Here is a 22,693-nt window from a genome sequence, read left to right as displayed (position 1 = left end):
TATGTGGGAGGAAAAAGAAGGTGAAAAGGCGAATCAGATTCATCATTTTGTTCGGTGCGTTAGCGGCTGTGCTGGCCGGATGCACGGAAATTCACAAACCGATCACCCCGGAAAGCAAGGGGTTTTGGAACGAGTATATCGTTTATCCGCTTTCTTGGCTGATCAAATATGTCGCCGGGCTGCTCGGCGGAAGCTTTGGGTTGTCCATCATTGTCGTCACCATTTTGATCCGCTTATTGATTTTGCCGCTGATGATTCAACAGACGCGCAACGCGAAGGCGATGCAAGCGCTTCAGCCGGAAATGGAAGCGCTCCGCAAAAAATACAGCTCAAAAGACGCGCAAACTCAACAAAAGCTCCAGCAAGAGATGATGCTCTTATTCCAAAAGCACGGCGTCAACCCAATGGCCGGCTGCTTCCCGATTTTGATCCAGATGCCGATTTTAATTGGATTTTACCATGCCATCATGCGGACGAGAGAAATTGCCCAACATAATTTTTTATGGTTTGACCTTGGCGAAAAAGACCCGTACTACATTTTGCCGGTCATTGCCGGCGTGACGACGTTCATCCAGCAGAAAATCATGATGGCCGGCTCCGCTCAGCAAAATCCACAAATGGCGATGATGCTTTGGATGATGCCGATTATGATCGTCATTTTCGCGATCAACTTCCCAGCTGCTTTGTCGCTTTACTGGGTCGTCGGAAATATTTTCTCCATTGTGCAAACGTATCTCATTAAAGGGCCGGAGATTGCCGCCCATTCAGGAGGAGCGAAAAAGTGAAAGAAGTGACCGCGACTGCCCGGACAGTCGAAGAGGCGGTGCAGTTGGCGCTCGCGCAGCTTGGCGTGCCTCGAGAGCGTGCGGTTATTGTTGTGCTCGATGAAGGGAAAAGAGGTTGGTTTGGCTTGTTTGGCGGCCGGCCGGCGGTTGTGAAAGCCGTGCTGAAAATCGACCCGGTTGAGGAGACGGTTCGCTTTTTGCAGCAAGTCATCGCGCAAATGGGGGCGGAAGGGGCAAGCATCGAAGCCGTCCGCCGCGGCAAGCAGGTGACGCTTCATGTGCACGGGGGGCCGGTCGGTCTATTGATCGGCAAGCACGGGCAAACGTTAAACGCTCTTCAGTTTTTGGCGCAGCTCGTCGCCAACCGCCATGCTGACGAATACGTGTCGATTGCCGTCGATGTCGAAAATTACCGCGAACGAAGGGAAAAGGCGCTGATCGAACTGGCGCACAAGCTGGCCGCCCGGGCGGTGAAGACGGGAAAAGAAGTAAGGTTGGAGCCGTTGCCGGCGCATGAACGGAAGATCATCCATGCAGCGCTGGCTGACAACAAGCACGTCTTGACCTATTCCGTTGGCGTTGATCCGCACCGTTCGATTGTCGTCGCTCCGAAAACAGGCAAAATGTCGCCGAAAAAAGAGGCGCCTCGCTAAACTGTAGAGAGGCGGCCTCTTTTTTTACGGTATTGGCGCCGCCTGGAAGATTGGCGATGGAAATGGGGGAACGCTCCAGCAAGAGCTTCTTCAAATGGGGAAACAGCGCAGCAACGGTCTTTTTTGCCTATCCGTCCAGATGATTGTGAAGCAATCACTAGTTTCCACCAACTTTTTTTTTTGACGGCCGCCGCTTATATTTTTCAACAACCGCGTTGAGCGCGCCGTATTGTTATTCACATGTGGATAAGTTAAAATTGAACTAAGTGAATATGCACAAGGAAAAAAAGCGGCCAAAACGGGCTGTGGATATAGAGAAAGCGGAGCAAAGAGAGGTGAACAGCTTTGACGGAATTTGATACGATCGCCGCCATTTCGACGCCGATGGGCGAAGGGGCGATTGCCATCGTTCGGTTGAGCGGAGATCAAGCGGTTGAGATCGCTGACCGGCTTTTCCGCAGCCCGAGCGGAAAGCGGCTCAAAGACGTTCCATCACACACGATCCACTACGGGCATATCATCGATCCGAAAAGCGGACGGGTCGTTGAAGAAGTAATGGTATCAGTTATGCGCGCACCGAAGACGTTTACGCGCGAGGACGTGGTCGAGATCAACTGCCATGGCGGGTTTGTTTCCGTCAATCGGGTGCTGCAGCTCGTGCTGGCAAACGGGGCGCGGCTCGCCGAGCCGGGGGAGTTTACGAAGCGGGCGTTTTTAAATGGGCGCATCGATTTATCTCAAGCTGAGGCAGTCATCGACCTGATCCGCGCCAAAACCGACCGGGCGATGAACGTCGCCCTACAGCAAATGGAAGGGCGCCTGTCAAAATTGATTCGCGAGTTGCGGCAGACGATTTTGGAGACGCTGGCACATGTTGAAGTCAATATCGATTATCCGGAATACGATGATGTCGAAGAAATGACGCCGCGCCTTTTGCGGGAAAAGGCGGAATATGTGCGCGGGCAAATTGAAAAGCTGCTGTCGACCGCCGCGCAAGGAAAAATATTGCGCGAAGGGCTGGCAACGGTCATCATCGGGCGGCCGAACGTCGGCAAATCGTCGCTTTTGAATGCGCTCGCCCATGAAAATCGGGCGATCGTCACCGATATTCCGGGGACGACGCGCGACGTCATCGAGGAATATGTCAACGTCCGGGGCGTACCGCTTCGCTTGATCGATACGGCTGGCATCCGCGAAACCGAAGATGTCGTCGAACGGATCGGCGTCGAGCGCTCGCAGCAAATGTTGAAGCGGGCCGACTTAATTTTGCTCGTTTTGAATTATCATGAACCGCTGACGGAAGAGGACGAGCGGCTGTTTGCCATGATCGAGGGAATGGACGCCATCGTCATTGTGAATAAAACCGATTTGCCTCGGCGGATCGATATGGAGCGAGTCAAGGAACTGGCGGCCGGCCGGCCGGTCGTGGCGACATCGCTGTTGCATGAACAAGGAATTGATGAACTGGAAAAAGCGATTGCTGACCTGTTTTTTGGGGGTGAGCTGGAGGCCGGCGATTTGACGTACGTTTCTAACTCCCGCCATATCGCCTTGCTCGAGCAGGCGAAAACAGCGATTGAAGACGCGTTGGCCGGCATTGACGCCGGCATGCCGGTCGATCTCGTCCAAATCGATTTGCGCCGGGCATGGGAGCTGCTTGGTGAAATCATCGGTGATACGATCCATGAAAGCTTGATTGACCAGTTGTTTTCTCAATTTTGTTTAGGAAAATAATCAAGGAGGATATCGAAAAATGGATTACCATGGAGGAACGTATGACGTCATCGTCGTCGGCGCCGGCCATGCCGGCTGCGAAGCGGCATTAGCTTCGGCGCGCATCGGGGCGAAAACGCTTGTCATTACGCTCAACCTCGATATGATCGCGTTCATGCCGTGCAACCCGTCGATCGGCGGCCCGGCGAAAGGAATCGTCGTGCGCGAAATCGACGCTCTCGGCGGGGAAATGGCGAAAAACATTGACAAAACATACATTCAAATGCGGATGCTAAACACCGGCAAAGGGCCAGCCGTCCGCGCGCTTCGGGCGCAAGCCGATAAAGTGCTGTACCAGCGGGAAATGAAAAAAACACTCGAAAATCAAGAAAATTTGACGCTTCTGCAAGGAAAAGTCGAGCGGCTGATCGTCGAAGACGGCGTTTGCAAAGGTGTCATCACTCACACGGGGGCGCATTATTACGCTAAAGCGGTCGTCATTACGACCGGGACGTTTTTGCGCGGGGAAATCATCATCGGAGACATTAAATATTCGAGCGGCCCGAACAACCAGCAGCCGTCGATTAAGCTGTCCGAGCATTTAGAAGAGCTCGGGTTTGAACTTGTTCGCTTCAAAACGGGCACGCCGCCGCGCGTCAACAGCCGGACGATCGACTACAGCAAAACCGAGATCCAGCCGGGAGACAAGGAGCCGCGGGCGTTTTCGTACGAAACGACGACGTACATCACCGATCAGCTGCCGTGCTGGCTGACGTATACGACGGAGGAAACGCATCGCATCATCGATGAAAACTTGCACTTGTCGCCGATGTACTCCGGTATGATCAAAGGAACCGGCCCGCGCTATTGCCCATCGATCGAAGATAAAGTCGTCCGGTTCCATGATAAGCCGCGCCATCAAATTTTCCTTGAGCCAGAAGGGCGGGAAACGGAAGAAGTGTACGTGCAAGGGTTGTCGACAAGCTTGCCGGAACATATCCAGCGCAAGCTGCTCGAGACGATCCCGGGGCTTGAGAAGGCGCAGCTCATGCGGGCCGGCTACGCGATCGAGTACGATGCCATCGTGCCGACGCAACTATGGCCGACGTTGGAAACGAAGCTCGTGAAAAACTTGTATACGGCGGGGCAAATCAACGGCACGTCCGGCTATGAAGAAGCGGCGGGCCAAGGCATTATGGCCGGCATTAATGCCGCCCACCGCGCGCTCGGCCGCGAAGAAATCATTTTAAGCCGTTCGGATGCCTATATCGGCGTTTTGATCGACGACTTGGTGACGAAAGGGACGAATGAGCCATACCGCCTGCTGACGTCGCGTGCCGAGTACCGGCTTTTGCTTCGCCATGACAACGCCGATTTGCGCCTGACCGAGCTCGGCTATCGGATCGGTCTCATTTCCGAAGAGCGGTATCAAAAATTTTTAGCGAAAAAAGAGGCGATCGAACGAGAGAAAAAGCGGCTGCAAACGGTGATCATCAAACCGACGCCGGAAGTGCAGGAAGTCATCCGTGAAGCGGGGGGAAGCGAGCTGAAAGACGGCATTCGCGCCGCCGATTTGCTCCGACGCCCGGAGATGACGTACGAGCACATCCGAAAACTGGCGCCGGCTGACGAGGAGATCGCTCCGGAAGTGGCTGAGCAAGTCGAAATTCAAATCAAGTACGAGGGCTACATCCAAAAATCGTTGCAAGAAGTCGAACGGCTCAAAAAAATGGAAAACAAAAAAATCCCGGAAGATATCGATTACGACGCCATCCAAGGGCTTGCAACCGAGGCGCGGCAGAAGCTCAAACAAGTGCGCCCGCTCTCGATCGCCCAGGCGTCGCGCATTTCCGGCGTCAATCCGGCCGATATTTCGATATTATTAGTGTATTTGGAACAAGGAAGAATCGCGCGCGTGTCGAATGAATAAACAATGAGGGAAAGGATTGGCTTATGGAGGCGACACAATTTCAAGCCATGCTCGAAGAGAGGGGAATTTCCCTCTCTTCCCGGGCGCTTGCGCAGTTTGAGCGCTATTACGAACTGCTCGTTGAGTGGAACGAGAAAATGAATTTGACCGCTATTACGGACAAGCCCGGCGTCTATGTGAAGCACTTTTTCGACTCGGTGTCCCCGGCTTTTTACTACGACTTTTCAGCGCCGCTTGCGCTTTGCGACGTCGGCTCCGGGGCGGGATTTCCGAGCCTTCCGCTCAAAATTTGTTTTCCGCATTTGCGCGTTTCCATCGTTGATTCGCTGCAAAAACGCATCCGTTTTTTAGAGCATCTGATCACCGAGCTCGGGCTTGCGGACGTGGCGCTTTACCACGAACGCGCTGAGACGTTCGCCCGTCAAAAGGGGATGCGCGAATCATTTGACGTCGTCACGGCCAGAGCGGTGGCGCGCATGCCAGTGCTTGTCGAACTTTGCCTTCCGCTCGTGAAAATGGGCGGGACATTCATTGCGATGAAAGCTGCTTCGGCGCTCGAGGAGCTGAAAGAGGGAAACAAGGCGATTTCTGTGCTTGGCGGAGAAGTGACGGCGACGGAAACGTTCACGTTGCCGTTTGACGAAGGCGAACGAACGATCATTTTCATCCAAAAAATGAGAAAAACGCCGAACCAATACCCGCGCAAACCGGGAACGCCGAACAAACAACCGATTCAGTAGCGTCTTTGCGGGCGGGGGAGGGCTTTGCCGGCTGAAAGAGAGAAACAAGCTGTTTCGCTCCCCGCCTTCGTCCCGCGCCAAAAAACCGACCGTAAGGCGGCGTATGCCGGGCGAGACAGAGACATTTTGGCCAAGTATGTCCAAAGGTGGTGTAGGGGGATGAAGCATCCATTTTCGCGCTTGTTCAGCTTTGGAGAAAAAGAACAGGAAGAAATGGAGGAAAAGCAAGAGCGGGAGGAAGTTCGCCACATTCCGGTCAAAAGCATTATTCCGAACCGCTTTCAGCCGCGCACGATGTTTGATGAAGAGAAGATCGACGAGTTGGCGCTGACGATCCGTACGCACGGCATCATCCAGCCGATCGTCGTCCGCGAATGCGGGAACGGACGGTTTGAAATCATCGCCGGCGAGCGGAGATGGAGAGCGGTGCAAAAGCTTGGCTGGACGGAAATCCCCGCGATCATCAAAAACTTAAATGACAAAGAAACCGCCTCCGTCGCCCTCATTGAAAACTTACAGCGCGAAGAGTTGACGCCGATTGAAGAGGCGATGGCGTACGCCAAATTGATCGAGCTCCATGATTTGACGCAAGAAGCGCTCGCTCAGCGGCTCGGCAAAGGACAGTCGACGATCGCCAATAAGCTGCGTCTGCTGAAACTCCCGCAAGAGGTGCAAGAGGCGCTCTTGCAACGGGCGATTACGGAACGTCATGCGCGCGCGTTGATTGCCTTGAAAGATAAAGAAAAACAGCTGAAACTGCTGCAAGAAATCATCGACAAACAGTTGAATGTCAAGCAGACGGAAGATCGGGTGTTAAAGCTGCTCGAGGCGGGGGAACGGAAGCCAAAACCGAAGCGAAAGGCGTTCAGCCGCGATATGCGCATCGCCGTCAACACGATCCGCCAGTCGCTTTCCATGGTCGAAAGCAGCGGGGTGTCCGTTCAATCGGAAGAAGAAGAATTCGATGACTACTATCAAATTACGATTCGAATCGCGAAAAAATAACGAAAGTCACCTTTTGCCTCATCAAGCACTGCTGATGGGGTTTTTTCTTTCAGAAAACAAAGTCATTTTCCTGTTTTCGTGCTAAAATAAAATGGATTGAGGAAGAGATAGAGGTAGGTGGCATCGTGGGAAAAGTCATTGCTATTGCAAACCAAAAAGGCGGAGTTGGAAAAACGACGACGGCGGTCAATTTATCGGCATGTTTGGCGCATCTTGGAAAAAAAGTGCTGCTTGTTGACGCCGATCCGCAAGGAAATGCGACGAGCGGCATCGGCATTGAGCGAGGCGATGTGGACGAATGCATTTACAATGTCATCATTGGCGACATGAAAGCAAAAGATGTCATTCGACCGACGGACATCGAAAATTTATACGCCATTCCAGCGACGATCCAGCTCGCCGGCGCAGAAATTGAGCTCGTCTCGGTCATTTCCCGCGAAATCCGGCTGAGAAACGCGATCGAGCCGCTGAAAGACAAATACGACTTCATTATTATCGATTGTCCTCCTTCGCTCGGCTTGCTGACGCTCAACGCGTTGACAGCGGCCAATTCTGTGCTCATCCCTGTCCAATGCGAATATTATGCGTTAGAAGGGCTCAGCCAGCTGCTTAACACGATCCGGCTTGTGCAGCGGCACTTAAACTATGATTTGCGCCTCGAAGGCGTTCTGTTGACGATGCTTGATGCAAGGACGAATCTAGGCTTGCAGGTCATTCAAGAAGTCAAAAAGTATTTCCGCGAAAAGGTGTACCAGACGATCATCCCGCGAAACGTGCGGCTGAGTGAGGCGCCAAGCCATGGCAAGCCGATCATTTTGTACGATGTGAAATCGCGGGGGGCGGAAGTGTATTTGGAACTGGCGAAGGAGGTGCTTGAACGTGGCTAAAGGTCTCGGCAAAGGCATCAGTGCGCTGTTTGACAACCTTTCTCTCAATGAACTTAATGGGAAAGAGGAAACGGTGCGGGAAGTAAGCATTCACGACCTTCATCCAAACCCGTACCAGCCGCGGAAAACGTTTCAGCCTGAGGCGATTGAGGAGTTGAAGCAATCGATTTTGCAGCACGGCATTTTGCAGCCGCTCATCGTCCGCCGTGTACCGAACGGATTTGAAATCGTCGTTGGTGAACGGCGCTATCGGGCGGCCAAAGAGGCGAATTTGCCGTCAGTGCCGGTCGTGGTGCGCGAGTTGACTGATGAGCAAATGATGGAGTTCGCCCTTCTTGAAAACTTGCAGCGCGAGGATTTGAACCCGATCGAGGAAGCGATGGCGTACAAAATGTTGATGGACAAGCTGCACTTAACCCAGGAGGAAGTCGCGAGCCGTGTTGGGAAGAGCCGTCCGCACATCGCTAATCATTTGCGTTTGTTGTCCCTCCCTTCAGATGTGCAAAAGCTGCTCATTGATGGCACACTTTCGATGGGACATGGCCGCGCGCTTTTAGGGCTGAAACAAAAAAGCAAAATGAAATCGATCGTGGAACGGACGATTCGCGAAGGGTTGAACGTCCGCCAGCTTGAAAAACTGATCCAACAAGCGAACGAAAATGTTTCACGTGAAACATCGAAGCGGAAACCGCCGGAAAAAAGCGTGTTTATTCGGGAAAGCGAATCGTTGCTGCGCGAAAAATTCGGGACGAACGTCACGATTAAACAAACGAGGAAAAGAGGAAAAATTGAAATTGAGTTTTTTTCTCCGGAAGATTTAGAGAGAATATTAGAACTGCTCGATGTGCGGTTCGACGAGTAAGTCGGCCCTTTGATCAAGGCCGGTTTATTTTTTTGCAAGAGAGGGTTGGACATCATGGTGTTGTTAGGAACGATTGTCAATGGAGTGAGCATTATCGCCGGGGCGTTGATTGGAAAATGGCTTCATCGCATCCCCGAGCGAGTGAAGGAAACGGTGATGGGGGGGATTGGGCTTGCGGTGGCGCTGCTTGGCATACAAATGGGAATGAAAAGCGAACAGTTTCTCGTTGTTATTTTCAGCCTTGTTTTCGGCGGCATTCTCGGGGAGTGGTGGAACTGGGAGGAAAAGCTGAACCGGCTCGGTCAATGGCTCGAGGTGAAAGTGAGCGGAAACGGGCAAGGAAGCATCGCTAAAGGGTTTGTCAGCGCAACGTTGTTGTTTGTCATCGGGGCGATGGCCATCGTCGGAGCGCTTGACAGCGGGCTGCGCGGCGACCATAGCGTCTTGTATACGAAATCGATTTTAGACGGCTTTGCCAGTGTCATTTTGACGACGACGCTCGGCATCGGCGTCATCTTCTCCGCCTTGCCGGTCGTTGTTTATGAGGGGAGCATCGCGCTGTTGGCGACGCAAATCGAACGGTTTGTGCCGAAGGAAGTGCTCGATTCGTTCATCGCCGAATCAACGGCGACCGGAGGCATTTTAATTATGGCCATTGGACTCAATATGCTCGGTTTGACGAACATTCGCGTGGCCAATTTGCTGCCGAGCATTCTCATTACGGCAGCCGCCGTTTTCATTCTTTCACTCGTTTAACGACCGGTTGTTTTGGCCGGACAGAAAAGAAATCCCCTCCTTGAACAGCTGACCAAGAGGGGGATTTGCTGCCTACCATAATGAATGCCGGTCTGTTGAGAGCGGAGGGGCAGCGAGCCGCTCTTTTCGGAGGATGAACCGCTCCGCTTCGTAAATGCCATTGGCGATCGTTTTCGCCATATTCATGACAAGATGGAGGCGCGTATTTTGCAGGACGAAAAACTCCATAAACCCGCTGACATTGACAACCCCAGTAATATGGGCGTCGCCGACGGGAAGGAGCTGTTTGTTGACCCCAGCCCCAGGGCGGACGGGTCCTTTGGCAATCGTGATGGCGCCGACGCTTTTCAGCCGCCCGAGGCAGGCATCGACCGCGATCATGAACGGATCGTTATGAATGAGTCGAATGGCTTCTACCTTTTCTTCCAAATTAACGGCATGGATTGGTTCTTCGAGTGTTCCGTACACGTGGAAGCGAGCCAACGGCTTCTCTTTGAGCATCGTGCCGACGAGCGGTCCAAGCGAATCGCCGGTCGAGCGGTCTGTGCCGATGCAAACGATAGCGACCGGCTGAGCGAGCGGGTCGGGAAGCAGTGAGGCGACCCGCCAAGCGATCGACGACACCGCCCCTTGCTCATCGTAAAACACGCGGTCCCTTTCCTCCTTGGATGAGTAAAATATCGATGGTATGCTCATTCGCTTCACTCCTACTTTCGTTTCAAAAGTATTAACAGTATACGGAAAATAAAAGAATGATATACATTTCATTGTTCGTTTTCTTGCCTTTTCTTCGCGATAACGGGATATCGGGCTACAAATCAGCGGCCGGTCTTGTTAAAATAAAAGCGCAGAACAAGAAAAAAGATTGAGGTGTCGCCAACGTTGAACACGATGGAAAAAACGATGAGCCGATTGTTCGCATTTTTGATAGATGAGAAATTGTGGCTCCAGATCGGAAAAGGGACGCTGAAGATTGTTCTTATCCTACTCATATGCGCCATTGCGGTGAAAGTGTTGAAAATTGCCGTTCATAACATGTTCAAAGTGCGACAGAAGGCGCCGATCCGCATTTCCGAACGGCGGGAGGCGACGCTCGTTCGGCTGCTCGACAACGTCATTACGTACGTACTATATTTTATTGCGCTCTTGATGATTTTAGATACGTTTGGCGTTCCCGTCAAAGCGCTGCTCGCCGGGGCTGGGGTCGTCGGGCTGGCCGTGGGTTTTGGCGCACAAAGCTTAGTGAAAGACATCATCACTGGATTTTTCATCATTTTTGAAGACCAGTTTGCGGTCGGCGATTATGTGCGCATTGGCAATTTTGAAGGGTATGTTGAAACGATTGGGCTTCGGGTGACGAAAATTAAAAGTTGGACCGGGGAAGTGCACATTTTGCCAAACGGCAGCATCACTCAAGTGACGAACTATTCACTGCACAACAGCCTCGCTGTCGTTGACGTCAGCATCGCCTATGAAGAAGACATTGAAGAGGCGGAGGAAGCCATCCGCGAGCTTCTTCCGCAGCTGCCGGCGAAGTATGAAGACATGGTCGCCCCGCCGGAATTGCTTGGCGTGCAAAATTTAGCCAGCTCGGAAGTCATATTGCGCATCACGTGCGAAACGAAGCCGATGCGCCATCTGGCGGTCGCTCGGGCGATCCGCAAGGAAGTAAAGCTGCTGTTGGACGAACGGGGAATCGAAATCCCATACCCACGGCTTGTGCTGCATCGCCGCGACGAACAAGAGCAGCCCGAGGCAAAGCCGCAACGGGAGCAATCGTTGTCATAGGGAGGTGGATCGATGGAAGAGAAACAGTTCGGCCTATACGATATCGTCGAAATGAAAAAGCCGCACCCATGTGGAACGAATCGTTGGAAAGTGATTCGCTTGGGCGCTGACATCCGCATTAAATGCGAAGGGTGCGCCCATAGCGTTTTGTTGCCGCGCAAAGAGTTTATCCGCAAAATGAAAAAAGTGCTCGTCAAGCATGAAGAATAAGCAAATGAATCATGGTGGCGAGGCCATGCTCTTTTGTTGCGAAGGGGAAGGGAGAAAATGACGGAAACGACGCATGTAACATCATGTCCGCTCAACTGCTGGGACGTATGCGGGCTGAAGGTGACGGTGAACGAGGGGAAAGTCGTACGGGTTGACGGCGACGAACACCATCCCATCACGAAAGGGAACATTTGCGGACGCGGGCGGATGTTGAAAGAGCGGGTAAACGCCAAAGAACGCCTTCTCTATCCGTTGAAAAAAGTAAGCGGGCAGTTCGTTCGCATTTCTTGGGAAGAGGCGCTTGATGACATCGCCGGGAAAATGCGGAAGTTGAAAGAACAATTTGGGCCGACAGCCGTGCTTCACAGCCATGATTACGCCAACAACGGGCTGCTGAAAAACCTGGACCGCCGTTTTTTTAATTGTTATGGTGGGGCAACAGAGCTTATCGGCAGCCTTTGCTGGGGCGCGGGCATTGAGGCGCAGACATGGGATTTTGGCAACGCCTACAGCCATGCGCCAGAAGATATCGACAACAGCCGCCACATCGTCATTTGGGGGCGAAACGTCGCCCGCACGAACATGCATTTATTCGAGCGGTTGCTTGCCGCGAAAAAACGCGGGGCGACAATTGTGGTCATCGATCCGCTGTTTGGCCCGACGGCGCGCATCGCCGATCAGTACGTATGCATCAAGCCGGGAATGGACGCTTTTTTGGCGATGGGCATTATGAAAGAGCTGCTTCGACTCGGGTTGGAGGACCGGGCCTTTATCAAGCAACACACAATTGGGTTTGATGATGTCAAACAACTATTGCAGACAATTTCGTTGGCGGAGATTGAGCGGCATACCGGTGTTAGCCGCGATCAAATGACGGAGCTGGCCCGGCTTTACGGGGACCGGCCGACCGCAACGTATCTTGGCCTTGGCATGCAACGCTATGCGAACGGCGGCAATACAATCCGATGGATCGATGCCCTTGTCGCCGCAAGCGGCAACGTTGGCATTCCGGGTGGAGGGGCGAATTTTGGCAACTTGCAGGTGGGCGAGTGTTTTGATAAAGCCGCATTGACGCTCCCAGAGCGGAAAACGGCATCGCGCACATGGACGATGATGAAGCAGGGAGAAGAGATATTGCGGGCGAATGATCCTCCGATCGGCATGGTGATCGTCACGTGCGGCAACCCGCTCGCTCAAGTGCCGAACACGAACTTGATGAAAAAAGCGTTCGCTTCCGTTGAAACGGTGGTTGTGTTTGAGCAGTTCATGACCGATACGGCTGCAATGGCTGATTATGTTTTGCCAGTAGCGGCTTCGTTTGAAGAGGAAGACGTCTATTGTTCATCGATGTACCATGCGTATTTGAACTACGGGCCGAAGCTTGTCGACCCGCCGGGTGAGGCGAAGCCGGACTTGTGGATTTGGACGGAGCTGGCAAAAAGGCTCGGGTTTGGGGATGATTTTGCCTATACGCGTGAGCAGTTTCTTGCGATGGCGCTCCGGCCGTTGGAGCATCACGGCATTACGCTGAAGCGATTGAAAACAGAACACCGCGTCCTTTTGCCTGTCGAACCGGTGCCATGGCGCGACCGCCGGTTTCAAACGCCAAGCGGAAAATACGAATTTACGTCAACCATCGCCAAGAAAAAAGGGATGGATGGCCGGCTGCAAATCATGTATCCGGCCGAATCGGAGGAGTCCAATCCGGCACTAGCCGCCAAATATCCGTATCGGCTGTTGACGATCCATCCGCTCCGTTCGAATCATTCGCAACATTATCCGCTCATCCCAGCGCTTCAGACAGTCCGCATTGAGGTAGCGGCTGATGTTGCTGCGGCAAAGGGTCTTGCCGATGGCGACCGGGCGCGTGTTTACAACGACCGTGGATCGCTCGTGGGAACGGTCAAGGTGCTTGATGGCGCCTATCCAGGCACGATCAACATTGACGAAGGACAATGGGGAGTGTTCGGCGGGCCGGTCAACGTCCTCACGTCCGATTTGGAGTCGGATAACGGCTGCGGCAGCACGCTGTATGACTGTTTGGTCAATATTGAAAAAGTCACGTCGGAAGCAAAGTAAGCGGTTCACAGTTGCTTCGGATCAGTAGAAAAAAGATATTGTCGATGACAAAATGCGGTTTGAGGCTGTTGATCCGAAAAGATGATTTTGTCATCCAAGTGTTGGGAAAAGGGCGCAAACTTCCGCCTTTTTTGAAGCGGGTGGGAGAGGAAACATTCCCCGCTTGCGGCTCGCTTGTCATTTTCTGCGCCAGCCCATATAATGAGGAAAGATGTGAACGGGAAAGAGGAGTGGAACGAATGGGATTGACAGCAGGAATCGTCGGATTGCCGAACGTCGGCAAATCGACGCTGTTTAACGCCATTACAAAAGCAGGTGCTGAGTCAGCCAACTATCCGTTTTGCACAATTGAGCCGAACGTCGGTGTCGTCGAAGTGCCCGATGAGCGGCTCGATGTATTGACGGAAATGTTTCGGCCGAAGCGGACGGTGCCGACTGTTTTTGAATTTACCGATATCGCGGGCATCGTCAAAGGGGCGAGCAAAGGAGAGGGGCTTGGCAACAAGTTTTTGTCTCACATCCGGCAAGTCGATGCAATTTGCCAAGTCGTCCGCTGCTTCAGTGATGAAAACATCACCCACGTGGCGGGCAAAGTCGACCCGCTCGCCGATATCGAAACGATCAATTTGGAGCTCGTGTTGGCTGATTTAGAAACGATTGACAAACGAATCGAGCGGGTCGGCAAAATCGCCAAGCAAAAGGATAAAGAGGCGGCGTTTGAATACGACATTTTGCGGCGGTTGAAGGAGACGCTCGAAGACGGCAAGCCGGCGCGCACACTCGAGTTCACTGATGAAGAGATGAAAGTCGTCAAGCAGCTGCATTTGTTGACGATAAAGCCGATGCTTTACGTCGCCAATGTCGGCGAGGAAGATATCGCTGACCCTAGCGGCAATCCGTTTGTCAAGGACGTGCGCGAGTTTGCGAAGCGCGACAACGCTGAAGTCATTGTTGTCTGCGCCAAAATCGAAGAGGAAATCGCTGAGTTCAGCGATGAGGAAAAACGGCAATTTTTACAGGAGCTCGGCATCGAGCAGTCTGGCCTTGACCAGCTTATCCGCGCCGCTTACAGCTTGCTCGGATTGGCGACGTTTTTCACCGCCGGCGAGCAGGAGGTGCGGGCGTGGACGTTCCGCAAAGGGATGAAAGCGCCGCAATGCGCCGGCATCATCCATTCCGACTTTGAGCGAGGGTTTATTCGCGCGGAAACGGTGTCGTACGATGACCTTGTCGCGGCTGGATCGATGGCGGCGGCGCGCGAAGCCGGAAAAGTGCGCTTGGAGGGAAAAGACTACGAAGTGCAAGACGGCGACATTATGCATTTCCGGTTCAACGTGTAACCATCGGTTCGAGGGCAGGGCGGATGCAGCAGGTCACGGCATGGGGCCGTTTTTGGCTTGGTCATACGGATGGAAGATGTTTGCGCCGACGGAATGCGGCAAACTGCCTTGCTTATCGTTGTCGGTCATGGTATAATCAACAAATGTGAGTAATGGTGATTGCTCCTTGCTCTTCGAATGGAAGGGCCGCTTAGACCAAAAGGAGGTGACGAGCGTGAGAAAGTACGAAATCATGTACATCATCCGCCCGAACATGGACGATGAAGCGAGACAAGCTCTCGTGGAACGGTTCAACAACGTGTTGAAAGAAAACGGCGCGGAGATTACGAACGTGACGGATTGGGGCAAGCGCCGCTTAGCCTATGAAATTCAAAAATACCGCGACGGCTATTACATGATCGTCAATGTCGTATCGGAGCCGAAAGCGGTGCAAGAATTCGACCGCTTAGCGCGCATCAGCGAAGACATCATCCGTCATATCGTCGTCAAAGAAGAAGAATAATCTTTTCGACATGATTAAGAGGTGGTTCTGATGATTAACCGCGTCATTTTGGTCGGCAGGTTAACGAGAGATCCGGAGTTGCGTTACACTCCAAGCGGAGTGGCTGTTGCCACGTTTACGCTCGCGGTCAACCGTCCGTTTACAAATCAGCAGGGCGAGCGGGAAACGGATTTTATTCAATGTGTCGTTTGGCGCCGCCAGGCGGAAAACGTCGCCAACTTTTTGAAAAAGGGGAGCTTGGCTGGTGTCGATGGCCGACTGCAAACCCGCAGCTATGAAAATCAAGAAGGTCGGCGCGTGTACGTGACGGAAGTGGTGGCTGATAGCGTCCAATTTCTTGAGCCGAAAGGAACGAGCGAGCAGCGAGGGGCAACAGCAGGCGGCTACTATGGGGATCCATTCCCATTCGGGCAAGATCAGAACCACCAATATCCGAACGAAAAAGGGTTTGGCCGCATCGATGACGATCCTTTCGCCAATGACGGCCAGCCGATCGATATTTCTGATGATGATTTGCCGTTTTAATAAACAAGTCGCTTGAAGCCCCTGTCTCTAAACAACGCGCAGGCAGCGGGCCATTCCACCGATGAGGAAACGATGGCAACGGAAAGGAGGAAATAGCATGGCAGGACGGAAAGGCGGCCGCGGCAAACGCCGCAAAGTATGTTACTTCACGGCGAACAACATTACGCATATCGACTACAAAGATGTCGATTTGCTGAAAAAGTTCATTTCTGAACGTGGTAAAATTTTGCCGCGCCGTGTAACGGGAACGAGCGCGAAATATCAGCGCAAATTGACGGTCGCGATCAAACGCGCGCGCCAAATGGCGCTTCTGCCGTACGTTGCGGACGAGTGAGCCGAAAGCAAGCAGTAAGGGGGGATCCTTACTGCTTTTTTTATCTCCTCTGACTGAGCGGACTCCCACTCCCAAGCAGAGTGAAAGTGGGGAAGGAGGTCAAATCACCAAAAAACAAAGAAAGGGGAACGTCCATTGCGAAAAACGCACGCCCTCACCGAAGCGGCGATTGAGCTCGCACTGTTTGCTGTTTTGTTTTTGCTTGCGCTGTACGCGCCGGTCATTGGGATTGTCGCCGCTTTGTTTTTAGCGCTTCCGTTTATGGTGTTTACGATGCGCCATGGGTGGATTCCAGCTATGTTGCTGCTGGCGGCGGCCCTTGTCATCTCCGGTTTGATCGGCTCGCTTTTGTCGCTGCCGATGGCGCTTATGTTCGGCACCGTCGGCATGGCAGTCGGCGCGATGCTTTCGAAACAGAAAAACCGTTATCTTGTTCTTCTTGTCGGCGCGCTTGTATTTTTGGCGAATATCGTGCTTGATTACATCATCTCGATTCAATTTTTGCACGTCGATATGATCCAAGATACGCTTGCGCTCGTGCGAGAATCGTTTGACACGGCAATGAATCTAATGAAGGGAATGGGACAAGCGCCGCCTTTGGAGATGCAAAGGCAGTTCGAACAAGGGCTGAAGCTGATCGGCTATATGGTTCCGACGCTGTTTGTCATCGCTTCGTTTGCGCTGGCGTACGCGACGATCATCGTCTCGCTGCCGGTGATGAAGAGGCTGAAGCTGCCGGTCGGTTCATGGCCGCCGTTTCGCGAGCTTATGTGGCCGAAAACTGTATTGTGGTTGTATGTCTTTGTGCTCCTTCTCTCCTTGTTCCCGTTCAAAGAAGGATCGTTTGCCTATATCGCCGTGTTGAACTTATCGTATGTGTTGCAGCTGGCGATGATTGTGCAAGGATTTTCGTTTCTTTACTACGCCGCTTACAAAAAAGGGGTTGGCAAAGGTGTGGTGGCGGCAGGGACGGTCGTTTGCTTATTCCTGCCTTTTCTACTTTATCTTGTGGCGATATTCGGTATAATTGATTTAGGATTTGATTTGCGCCGCCGCATATGATAATTGGATAAGGCGAGTCATTTCTTCAGTGTAGGAGCTGACTTGAATGTCCCATTTTTATGAAAGGAAAGCGTATCGCTATCCGTTATATGCGTTAGCCGCCCTGGCGGTGCTTATGGCGATTGGCTTGTTTTACTTCCAATGGCTGCTTGGCCTCGTCGCCCTTCTTGGCGTCGGGTTTGTGCTTTATTATGTCATTGGGGCGCAACGCTCCTTGCATAAAGAGTTGGAGCACTATATTTCCAATTTGTCGCACCGGGTGAAAAAAGTAGGCGAGGAAGCGTTGATGCAAATGCCGATCGGCATTATGCTCATCGATGAAGGGGGAGAAATCGAGTGGTCGAACCGTTTTTTGGCCGCCTGCTTTAAGGAACAGACGCTTGTCGGCCGCTCTCTCGCCGAGCTTTCCGAATCGTTGGCCGCTTTTGTGAAAAGGGGAAAAACGGACGAAGAGATCGTCGAATTGAACGGAAAGCAGCTGAAAGTGGTCATTCGCCGCCCTGAACGGCTTCTTTACTTTTTTGATGTTACTGAGCATTTGGAATTGAAGCGGCAGTACGAAGCGGAACGGCTGGTGCTCGCCATTATTTTTCTTGACAATTATGATGAAATTACGCAAGGGATGGACGATCAGGCAAAAAGCCAACTAAACAGCCTCGTCACTTCCGTGTTGAACCGGTGGGCGAACGACTATGGCATTTTTTTGAAGCGGACGTCATCCGACCGATTTATTGCCGTATTGAACGAACATATTCTTGGGCGGCTCGAGAAAAGCAAATTTTCCATTCTCGACGAAGTGCGAGAGCAGACGGCAAAACATCATGCCCAGCTGACGCTGAGCATCGGCATCGGCGCCGGCGTGTCCCAGCTCCCGGAGCTCGGGGCGCTCGCTCAATCAAGCTTGGACTTAGCGTTGGGGCGCGGGGGCGATCAAGTCGCGATTAAGCAAGGAAATGGAAAAGTGAAGTTTTACGGCGGCAAAACGAACCCGATGGAAAAGCGGACGCGCGTCCGCGCCCGCGTTATTTCCCATGCGCTTCGCGAACTGATTGCAGGAAGCGACAAAGTGCTCATCATGGGCCATAAATATCCCGATATGGACGCCATGGGAGCGGCGATCGGCGTTTTAAAAGTCGTCCAATCGAACCAAAAGGAAGGGTTTATCGTCGTCGATCCGGCCAAAACGGATGCCGGGGCGCAACGGTTGCTTGAGGAAATGAAAAAACATGCTGAATTATGGTCAAGATGCCTAAAGCCGGAGCAGGCGCTTGAGCTCGTCACCGAGGATACGCTTTTGATCGTCGTCGATACGCATCGTCCGTCGCTCGTCATTGAAGAGCGGCTATTGTATCGCACCGACCATATCGTCGTCATTGATCACCATCGCCGCGGCGAAGAGTTCATTGAGGCGCCGATTCTCGTCTATATGGAGCCTTATGCTTCTTCGACATCGGAACTCGTCACCGAGCTGTTAGAGTACCAACCGAAACGGATGAAGCTGACGATGCTCGAAGCGACCGCCCTGCTTGCCGGCATCGTCGTCGACACGAAAAGCTTTACGCTCCGCACCGGCTCGCGGACGTTCGACGCCGCGTCATACTTGCGCGCCCAAGGAGCGGATACGGTGCTTGTGCAAAAATTGCTGCGGGAAAGCATCGCCAACTACATCAAACGGGCGAAATTGATCGAACGGGCGGTGATCGATGAGCATGGCATCGCCATCGCCAAAGGGGGCGAGAACGAGGTGCACGACCAAGTGTTGATTGCGCAAACGGCCGATACGCTTCTCACTTTAAGCAGCGTCGTTGCTTCGTTCGTCATTTCCAAGCGGTCCGACGGGACGGTCGGCATCAGCGCCCGCTCGCTCGGCGATGTCAACGTGCAAGTCATTATGGAACGGCTTGGTGGAGGCGGACATTTGACAAACGCCGCTGCCCAATTGTCCGAAGTGACGGTGGAAGAGGCGGAGCGGCAGCTGCGTGAAGCCATTCATGACTATTTCGAGGGGGGGAAGCCATCATGAAAGTCATTTTTTTAAAAGATGTGAAAGGAAAAGGGAAAAAAGGGGAAATCAAAGACGTCGCCGACGGTTACGCAAACAACTTTTTGTTCAAACAAGGGCTCGCCATTGAAGCGACGCCGGCGAACATCAAAGCGCTCGAGGCGCAAAAACAAAAAGAGCAGCGCCAAGCGGCGGAAGAACTGGCCAATGCGAAAAAACTGAAAGAAGAGCTCGAGAAGCTGACGGTGGAAATTCCGGCGAAAGCGGGCGAGGGAGGCCGTTTGTTTGGTTCAATCACGAGCAAGCAAATCGCTGAGGCGCTTCAGGCCCAGCACGGCTTGAAGCTTGACAAACGGAAAATCGAGCTTGCTGATGCCATTCGCTCCCTCGGATATACGAATGTGCCGGTGAAGCTCCATCCGGAAGTGACAGCGACCTTAAAAGTGCACGTCAAGGAACAAAAATAACGGCAGCAATGATGCCCCCGCCCGCTATGGCGGGGGCATTATCGACGGAGATGAAACGGGGGAAAGGCGGTGAGACGATGAGCGAACTTTTTTCAGAACGAATTCCTCCGCAAAGCATTGAAGCCGAGCAGGCCGTGCTTGGCGCTGTGTTTTTGGATCCCACTGCGCTGACGCTCGCCTCGGAACGATTAATTCCCGAAGACTTCTACCGCGCGGCCCATCAAAAAATTTTCCACGCCATGCTTCGCGTCGCTGATAAAGGCGAGCCGGTCGATTTAGTGACGGTGACGGCGGAACTGGCCGCTTTGGAGCAGCTGGAGGAAGTGGGCGGTGTCTCCTACTTAAGCGAGCTTGCCGATTCTGTGCCGACAGCGGCCAACGTCGAATACTACGCCCGCATTGTTGAAGAAAAATCATTGCTTCGCCGCCTCATTCGCACGGCGACATCGATTGCCCAAGATGGCTATACAAGGGAAGATGAAATTGACGTTTTGCTCGATGAAGCGGAACGGAAAATTATGGAGGTTTCCCAACGGAAACATTCAGGCGCCTTTAAAAATATTAAAGATGTTCTCGTACAGACGTATGACAACATTGAAATGCTCCATAACCGGAACGGGGACATCACCGGCATCCCGACCGGATTCACTGAACTCGACCGGATGACGTCCGGATTTCAGCGCAGCGACTTGATTATCGTCGCCGCCCGGCCATCGGTCGGGAAGACGGCATTCGCATTAAACATCGCCCAAAATGTGGCGACGAAGACGAACGAAAATGTCGCGATTTTCAGCTTGGAAATGAGCGCCCAGCAGCTTGTGATGCGGATGCTTTGCGCCGAAGGCAACATCAACGCCCAAAACTTGCGCACTGGCAAGCTGACGCCGGAAGATTGGGGCAAGCTGACGATGGCGATGGGCAGTTTGTCAAACGCCGGCATTTATATTGACGATACGCCGAGCATCCGCGTCAGCGACATTCGCGCCAAATGCCGCCGCTTGAAACAGGAAAGCGGCCTCGGCATGGTGGTGATCGATTATTTGCAGCTCATTCAAGGAAGTGGGCGCAACCGGGAAAACCGCCAGCAGGAAGTGTCGGAAATCTCCCGTTCGTTAAAGGCGCTCGCCCGCGAGCTCGAAGTGCCGGTCATCGCTTTGTCACAGCTGTCGCGCAGCGTTGAGCAGCGCCAGGACAAGCGGCCGATGATGTCCGATCTTCGCGAATCGGGGAGCATTGAGCAAGACGCTGATATCGTTGCCTTTTTGTATCGCGACGACTACTACAACAAAGATTCCGAGAACAAAAACATCATCGAAATCATTATCGCCAAACAGCGGAACGGCCCGGTCGGGACGGTGCAGCTCGCCTTTATTAAAGAGTACAATAAATTCGTCAACTTAGAGCGCCGTTTCGATGAGGCGCAAATTCCACCGGGGGCGTAAGACGGACCGCGCTGCCGGCGGCGGGCGCCTTTTTGTTCTTTTGGCCTTTGACTATTTCCTCGTTTACACCCGCGGCGTTAAAGAGGGAGCCTTCCTGATCATTGATAAACGAATAAAAAAGACGATATTTTCTTTTAATGTTCGTGTTTCATTGACTTTATGGCTGAAAACTGGTACACTGACAATGTTTAGACCGAGGAAACTGGAGGTGCTCGCCATGTCGTCAGTCGTTGTTGTCGGCACGCAATGGGGCGATGAAGGGAAAGGGAAAATTACGGACTTTTTATCGGAAAATGCGGAAGTGATTGCCCGGTATCAAGGGGGAAACAATGCCGGACACACGATCGTGTTCAACGGGGAAAAGTATAAGCTGCACTTGATCCCGTCGGGCATTTTTTATAAAGATAAAATTTGCGTCATCGGCAATGGGATGGTCGTCGATCCGAAGGCGCTCGTTGCGGAGCTTTCGTATTTGCACGAGCGCGGCATTTCGACTGATAATTTGCGCATCAGCAACCGCGCTCATGTCATTTTGCCGTATCATTTGAAATTGGACGAGCTTGAGGAAGAGCGGAAAGGGGCAAACAAAATCGGCACGACAAAAAAAGGAATTGGGCCGGCGTACATGGACAAGGCGGCGCGCATCGGCATCCGCATTGTTGATTTGCTTGACCGCGACGTGTTTGCCGAAAAGCTGGAGCGCAACTTGAGGGAGAAAAATACGCTGCTTGAAAAAGTGTACGGGGTCGAAGGCTTCCGGTTGGAGGACATTTTTGAGGAGTATTACGAGTACGGCCAGCACATCGCCAAATACGTCTGCGACACATCGGTCGTATTGAACAATGCGCTCGATGAAGGGCGCCGCGTCTTGTTCGAAGGAGCGCAAGGCGTCATGCTTGACATTGACCAAGGAACGTATCCGTTTGTCACGTCGTCGAATCCAGTCGCTGGCGGGGTAACGATCGGCGCCGGTGTCGGGCCGACGAAAATCAAGCATGTCGTCGGGGTGGCGAAAGCCTATACGACGCGCGTCGGCGACGGGCCGTTCCCGACAGAGCTGCACGATGAAATCGGCGACCGCATTCGCGAAGTCGGCCGCGAGTATGGGACGACGACCGGCCGTCCGCGCCGCGTCGGTTGGTTTGACAGTGTTGTTGTCCGTCATGCCCGCCGGGTGAGCGGCATTACGGACTTGTCGCTTAACTCGATCGATGTGTTGACCGGCATTGAAACGTTGAAAATTTGCGTCGCCTATCGCTACCGCGGCCAAGTGCTCGAAGAATTTCCAGCCAGCTTAAAAGTGTTGGCCGAATGCGAGCCGATTTATGAAGAACTTCCTGGCTGGACGGAAGATATCACCGGGGTGAAAAGTCTAGACGAGCTGCCGGCGAACGCCCGCCATTACGTCGAGCGCATTTCCCAGCTCACCGGCATCCCTCTTTCGATTTTCTCCGTCGGACCGGACCGTTCGCAAACGAACGTCGTCCGCAGCGTCTACGCGTAAGCGGCAACAGTGGACGGTGGCAGGCAGCGTATAAACAAGGCAAACGACAGGCATAGATGCGCGCGCGTCTATGCTTTTTTCTTTGATAGGCTCCTCAAAATGGCAAT

At 52.9% G+C, this 22,693-nt stretch carries 22 protein-coding genes; 21 read left to right on the top strand and 1 reads right to left on the bottom strand.

The genetic code is table 11. The features are described 5' to 3' along the window. The first annotated feature begins 20 nt into the window (after positions 1–20). The 9 genes from spoIIIJ to DI44_RS15845 all read left to right on the top strand — a co-directional run bounded on the left by spoIIIJ (position 21) and on the right by DI44_RS15845 (position 9,331). A complete protein-coding gene (spoIIIJ, locus tag DI44_RS15805; protein WP_033024487.1) occupies positions 21–785 on the top strand; it encodes a YidC family membrane integrase SpoIIIJ in 765 nt (254 codons plus the stop codon). Next, positions 782–1,438 (top strand): RNA-binding cell elongation regulator Jag/EloR, encoded by a 657-nt coding sequence (gene jag, locus DI44_RS15810; protein WP_011232958.1) that lies wholly within the window; start codon positions 782–784, stop codon positions 1,436–1,438. The genes spoIIIJ and jag overlap by 4 nt, the downstream gene beginning before the upstream one ends. 345 nt (positions 1,439–1,783) lie before the next feature. After that, positions 1,784–3,172 (top strand): tRNA uridine-5-carboxymethylaminomethyl(34) synthesis GTPase MnmE, encoded by a 1,389-nt coding sequence (gene mnmE / locus DI44_RS15815; RefSeq protein WP_033024486.1) that lies wholly within the window; start codon positions 1,784–1,786, stop codon positions 3,170–3,172. Between the two features lie 19 nt (positions 3,173–3,191). After that, entirely contained in the window at positions 3,192–5,081 is a 1,890-nt protein-coding gene (gene mnmG / locus DI44_RS15820) for a tRNA uridine-5-carboxymethylaminomethyl(34) synthesis enzyme MnmG (protein ID WP_033024485.1), read from the top strand. Positions 5,082–5,104: 23 nt separating this feature from the next. Then, positions 5,105–5,821 carry a 16S rRNA (guanine(527)-N(7))-methyltransferase RsmG gene (gene rsmG, locus DI44_RS15825; RefSeq protein WP_033024484.1) on the top strand — a complete coding sequence of 239 codons (717 nt, stop codon included), beginning with the start codon at positions 5,105–5,107 and terminating at the stop codon, positions 5,819–5,821. Positions 5,822–5,980: 159 nt separating this feature from the next. After that, the gene (gene noc / locus DI44_RS15830) at positions 5,981–6,826 is read left to right on the top strand and encodes a nucleoid occlusion protein (RefSeq protein ID WP_011232954.1); all 846 of its coding nucleotides are present in this window, start codon (positions 5,981–5,983) and stop codon (positions 6,824–6,826) included. Between the two features lie 125 nt (positions 6,827–6,951). Beyond that, positions 6,952–7,713 (top strand): AAA family ATPase, encoded by a 762-nt coding sequence (locus tag DI44_RS15835; protein WP_033024483.1) that lies wholly within the window; start codon positions 6,952–6,954, stop codon positions 7,711–7,713. Beyond that, positions 7,706–8,575 (top strand): ParB/RepB/Spo0J family partition protein, encoded by an 870-nt coding sequence (locus DI44_RS15840; RefSeq protein ID WP_011232952.1) that lies wholly within the window; start codon positions 7,706–7,708, stop codon positions 8,573–8,575. Before DI44_RS15835 ends, DI44_RS15840 begins: the two co-directional genes overlap by 8 nt. A 54-nt stretch (positions 8,576–8,629) precedes the next feature. Continuing rightward, positions 8,630–9,331 carry a DUF554 domain-containing protein gene (locus tag DI44_RS15845; RefSeq protein ID WP_011232951.1) on the top strand — a complete coding sequence of 234 codons (702 nt, stop codon included), beginning with the start codon at positions 8,630–8,632 and terminating at the stop codon, positions 9,329–9,331. Between the two features lie 72 nt (positions 9,332–9,403). On the opposite strand, the gene yyaC is transcribed toward DI44_RS15845, so the two are convergent. Beyond that, the gene (gene yyaC, locus DI44_RS15850) at positions 9,404–10,027 is read right to left on the bottom strand and encodes a spore protease YyaC (RefSeq protein WP_011232950.1); all 624 of its coding nucleotides are present in this window, start codon (positions 10,025–10,027) and stop codon (positions 9,404–9,406) included. A gap of 186 nt (positions 10,028–10,213) precedes the next feature. Between yyaC and DI44_RS15855 the strand changes: the two genes are divergently transcribed. The 12 genes from DI44_RS15855 (at position 10,214) to DI44_RS15910 (ending at position 22,586) form a co-directional block, all read left to right on the top strand. Further along, entirely contained in the window at positions 10,214–11,119 is a 906-nt protein-coding gene (locus tag DI44_RS15855) for a mechanosensitive ion channel family protein (protein WP_011232949.1), read from the top strand. A gap of 12 nt (positions 11,120–11,131) precedes the next feature. Beyond that, positions 11,132–11,329, top strand: a complete 198-nt coding sequence (locus DI44_RS15860) for a DUF951 domain-containing protein (RefSeq protein ID WP_011232948.1) — start codon at positions 11,132–11,134, stop codon at positions 11,327–11,329. Positions 11,330–11,386: 57 nt separating this feature from the next. Next, the gene (locus DI44_RS15865) at positions 11,387–13,408 is read left to right on the top strand and encodes a molybdopterin-dependent oxidoreductase (protein WP_033024482.1); all 2,022 of its coding nucleotides are present in this window, start codon (positions 11,387–11,389) and stop codon (positions 13,406–13,408) included. Between the two features lie 239 nt (positions 13,409–13,647). Beyond that, on the top strand, positions 13,648–14,748 hold the full coding sequence (gene ychF / locus DI44_RS15870) for a redox-regulated ATPase YchF (protein WP_011232946.1): 1,101 nt from the start codon (positions 13,648–13,650) through the stop codon (positions 14,746–14,748). A gap of 214 nt (positions 14,749–14,962) precedes the next feature. Beyond that, entirely contained in the window at positions 14,963–15,250 is a 288-nt protein-coding gene (gene rpsF, locus DI44_RS15875) for a 30S ribosomal protein S6 (RefSeq protein ID WP_011232945.1), read from the top strand. A 30-nt stretch (positions 15,251–15,280) separates the two neighbouring features. Then, on the top strand, positions 15,281–15,775 hold the full coding sequence (ssb, locus tag DI44_RS15880; RefSeq protein ID WP_011232944.1) for a single-stranded DNA-binding protein: 495 nt from the start codon (positions 15,281–15,283) through the stop codon (positions 15,773–15,775). A gap of 97 nt (positions 15,776–15,872) precedes the next feature. Then, positions 15,873–16,109 carry a 30S ribosomal protein S18 gene (gene rpsR, locus DI44_RS15885; protein WP_008880812.1) on the top strand — a complete coding sequence of 79 codons (237 nt, stop codon included), beginning with the start codon at positions 15,873–15,875 and terminating at the stop codon, positions 16,107–16,109. Between the two features lie 135 nt (positions 16,110–16,244). Then, positions 16,245–17,171 (top strand): YybS family protein, encoded by a 927-nt coding sequence (locus tag DI44_RS15890; RefSeq protein ID WP_011232943.1) that lies wholly within the window; start codon positions 16,245–16,247, stop codon positions 17,169–17,171. A gap of 46 nt (positions 17,172–17,217) precedes the next feature. Continuing rightward, complete coding sequence (locus DI44_RS15895; RefSeq protein WP_011232942.1) at positions 17,218–19,194, top strand: DHH family phosphoesterase; 1,977 nt, start codon at positions 17,218–17,220, stop codon at positions 19,192–19,194. After that, positions 19,191–19,640 (top strand): 50S ribosomal protein L9, encoded by a 450-nt coding sequence (gene rplI / locus DI44_RS15900; RefSeq protein WP_011232941.1) that lies wholly within the window; start codon positions 19,191–19,193, stop codon positions 19,638–19,640. Before DI44_RS15895 ends, rplI begins: the two co-directional genes overlap by 4 nt. A 77-nt stretch (positions 19,641–19,717) precedes the next feature. Then, positions 19,718–21,082, top strand: coding sequence for a replicative DNA helicase (gene dnaB, locus DI44_RS15905; RefSeq protein WP_011232940.1), 1,365 nt, complete (start codon positions 19,718–19,720; stop codon positions 21,080–21,082). A 217-nt stretch (positions 21,083–21,299) separates the two neighbouring features. After that, the gene (locus DI44_RS15910) at positions 21,300–22,586 is read left to right on the top strand and encodes an adenylosuccinate synthase (protein ID WP_011232939.1); all 1,287 of its coding nucleotides are present in this window, start codon (positions 21,300–21,302) and stop codon (positions 22,584–22,586) included. Positions 22,587–22,693: the final 107 nt, after the last annotated feature.

The organism is Geobacillus sp. CAMR5420 (genome assembly GCF_000691465.1).
GTDB lineage: Bacteria > Bacillota > Bacilli > Bacillales > Anoxybacillaceae > Geobacillus > Geobacillus thermoleovorans.
Note: the sequence above shows the minus strand (reverse complement) of the source record. Positions and strands in the feature narration are given on the sequence as shown.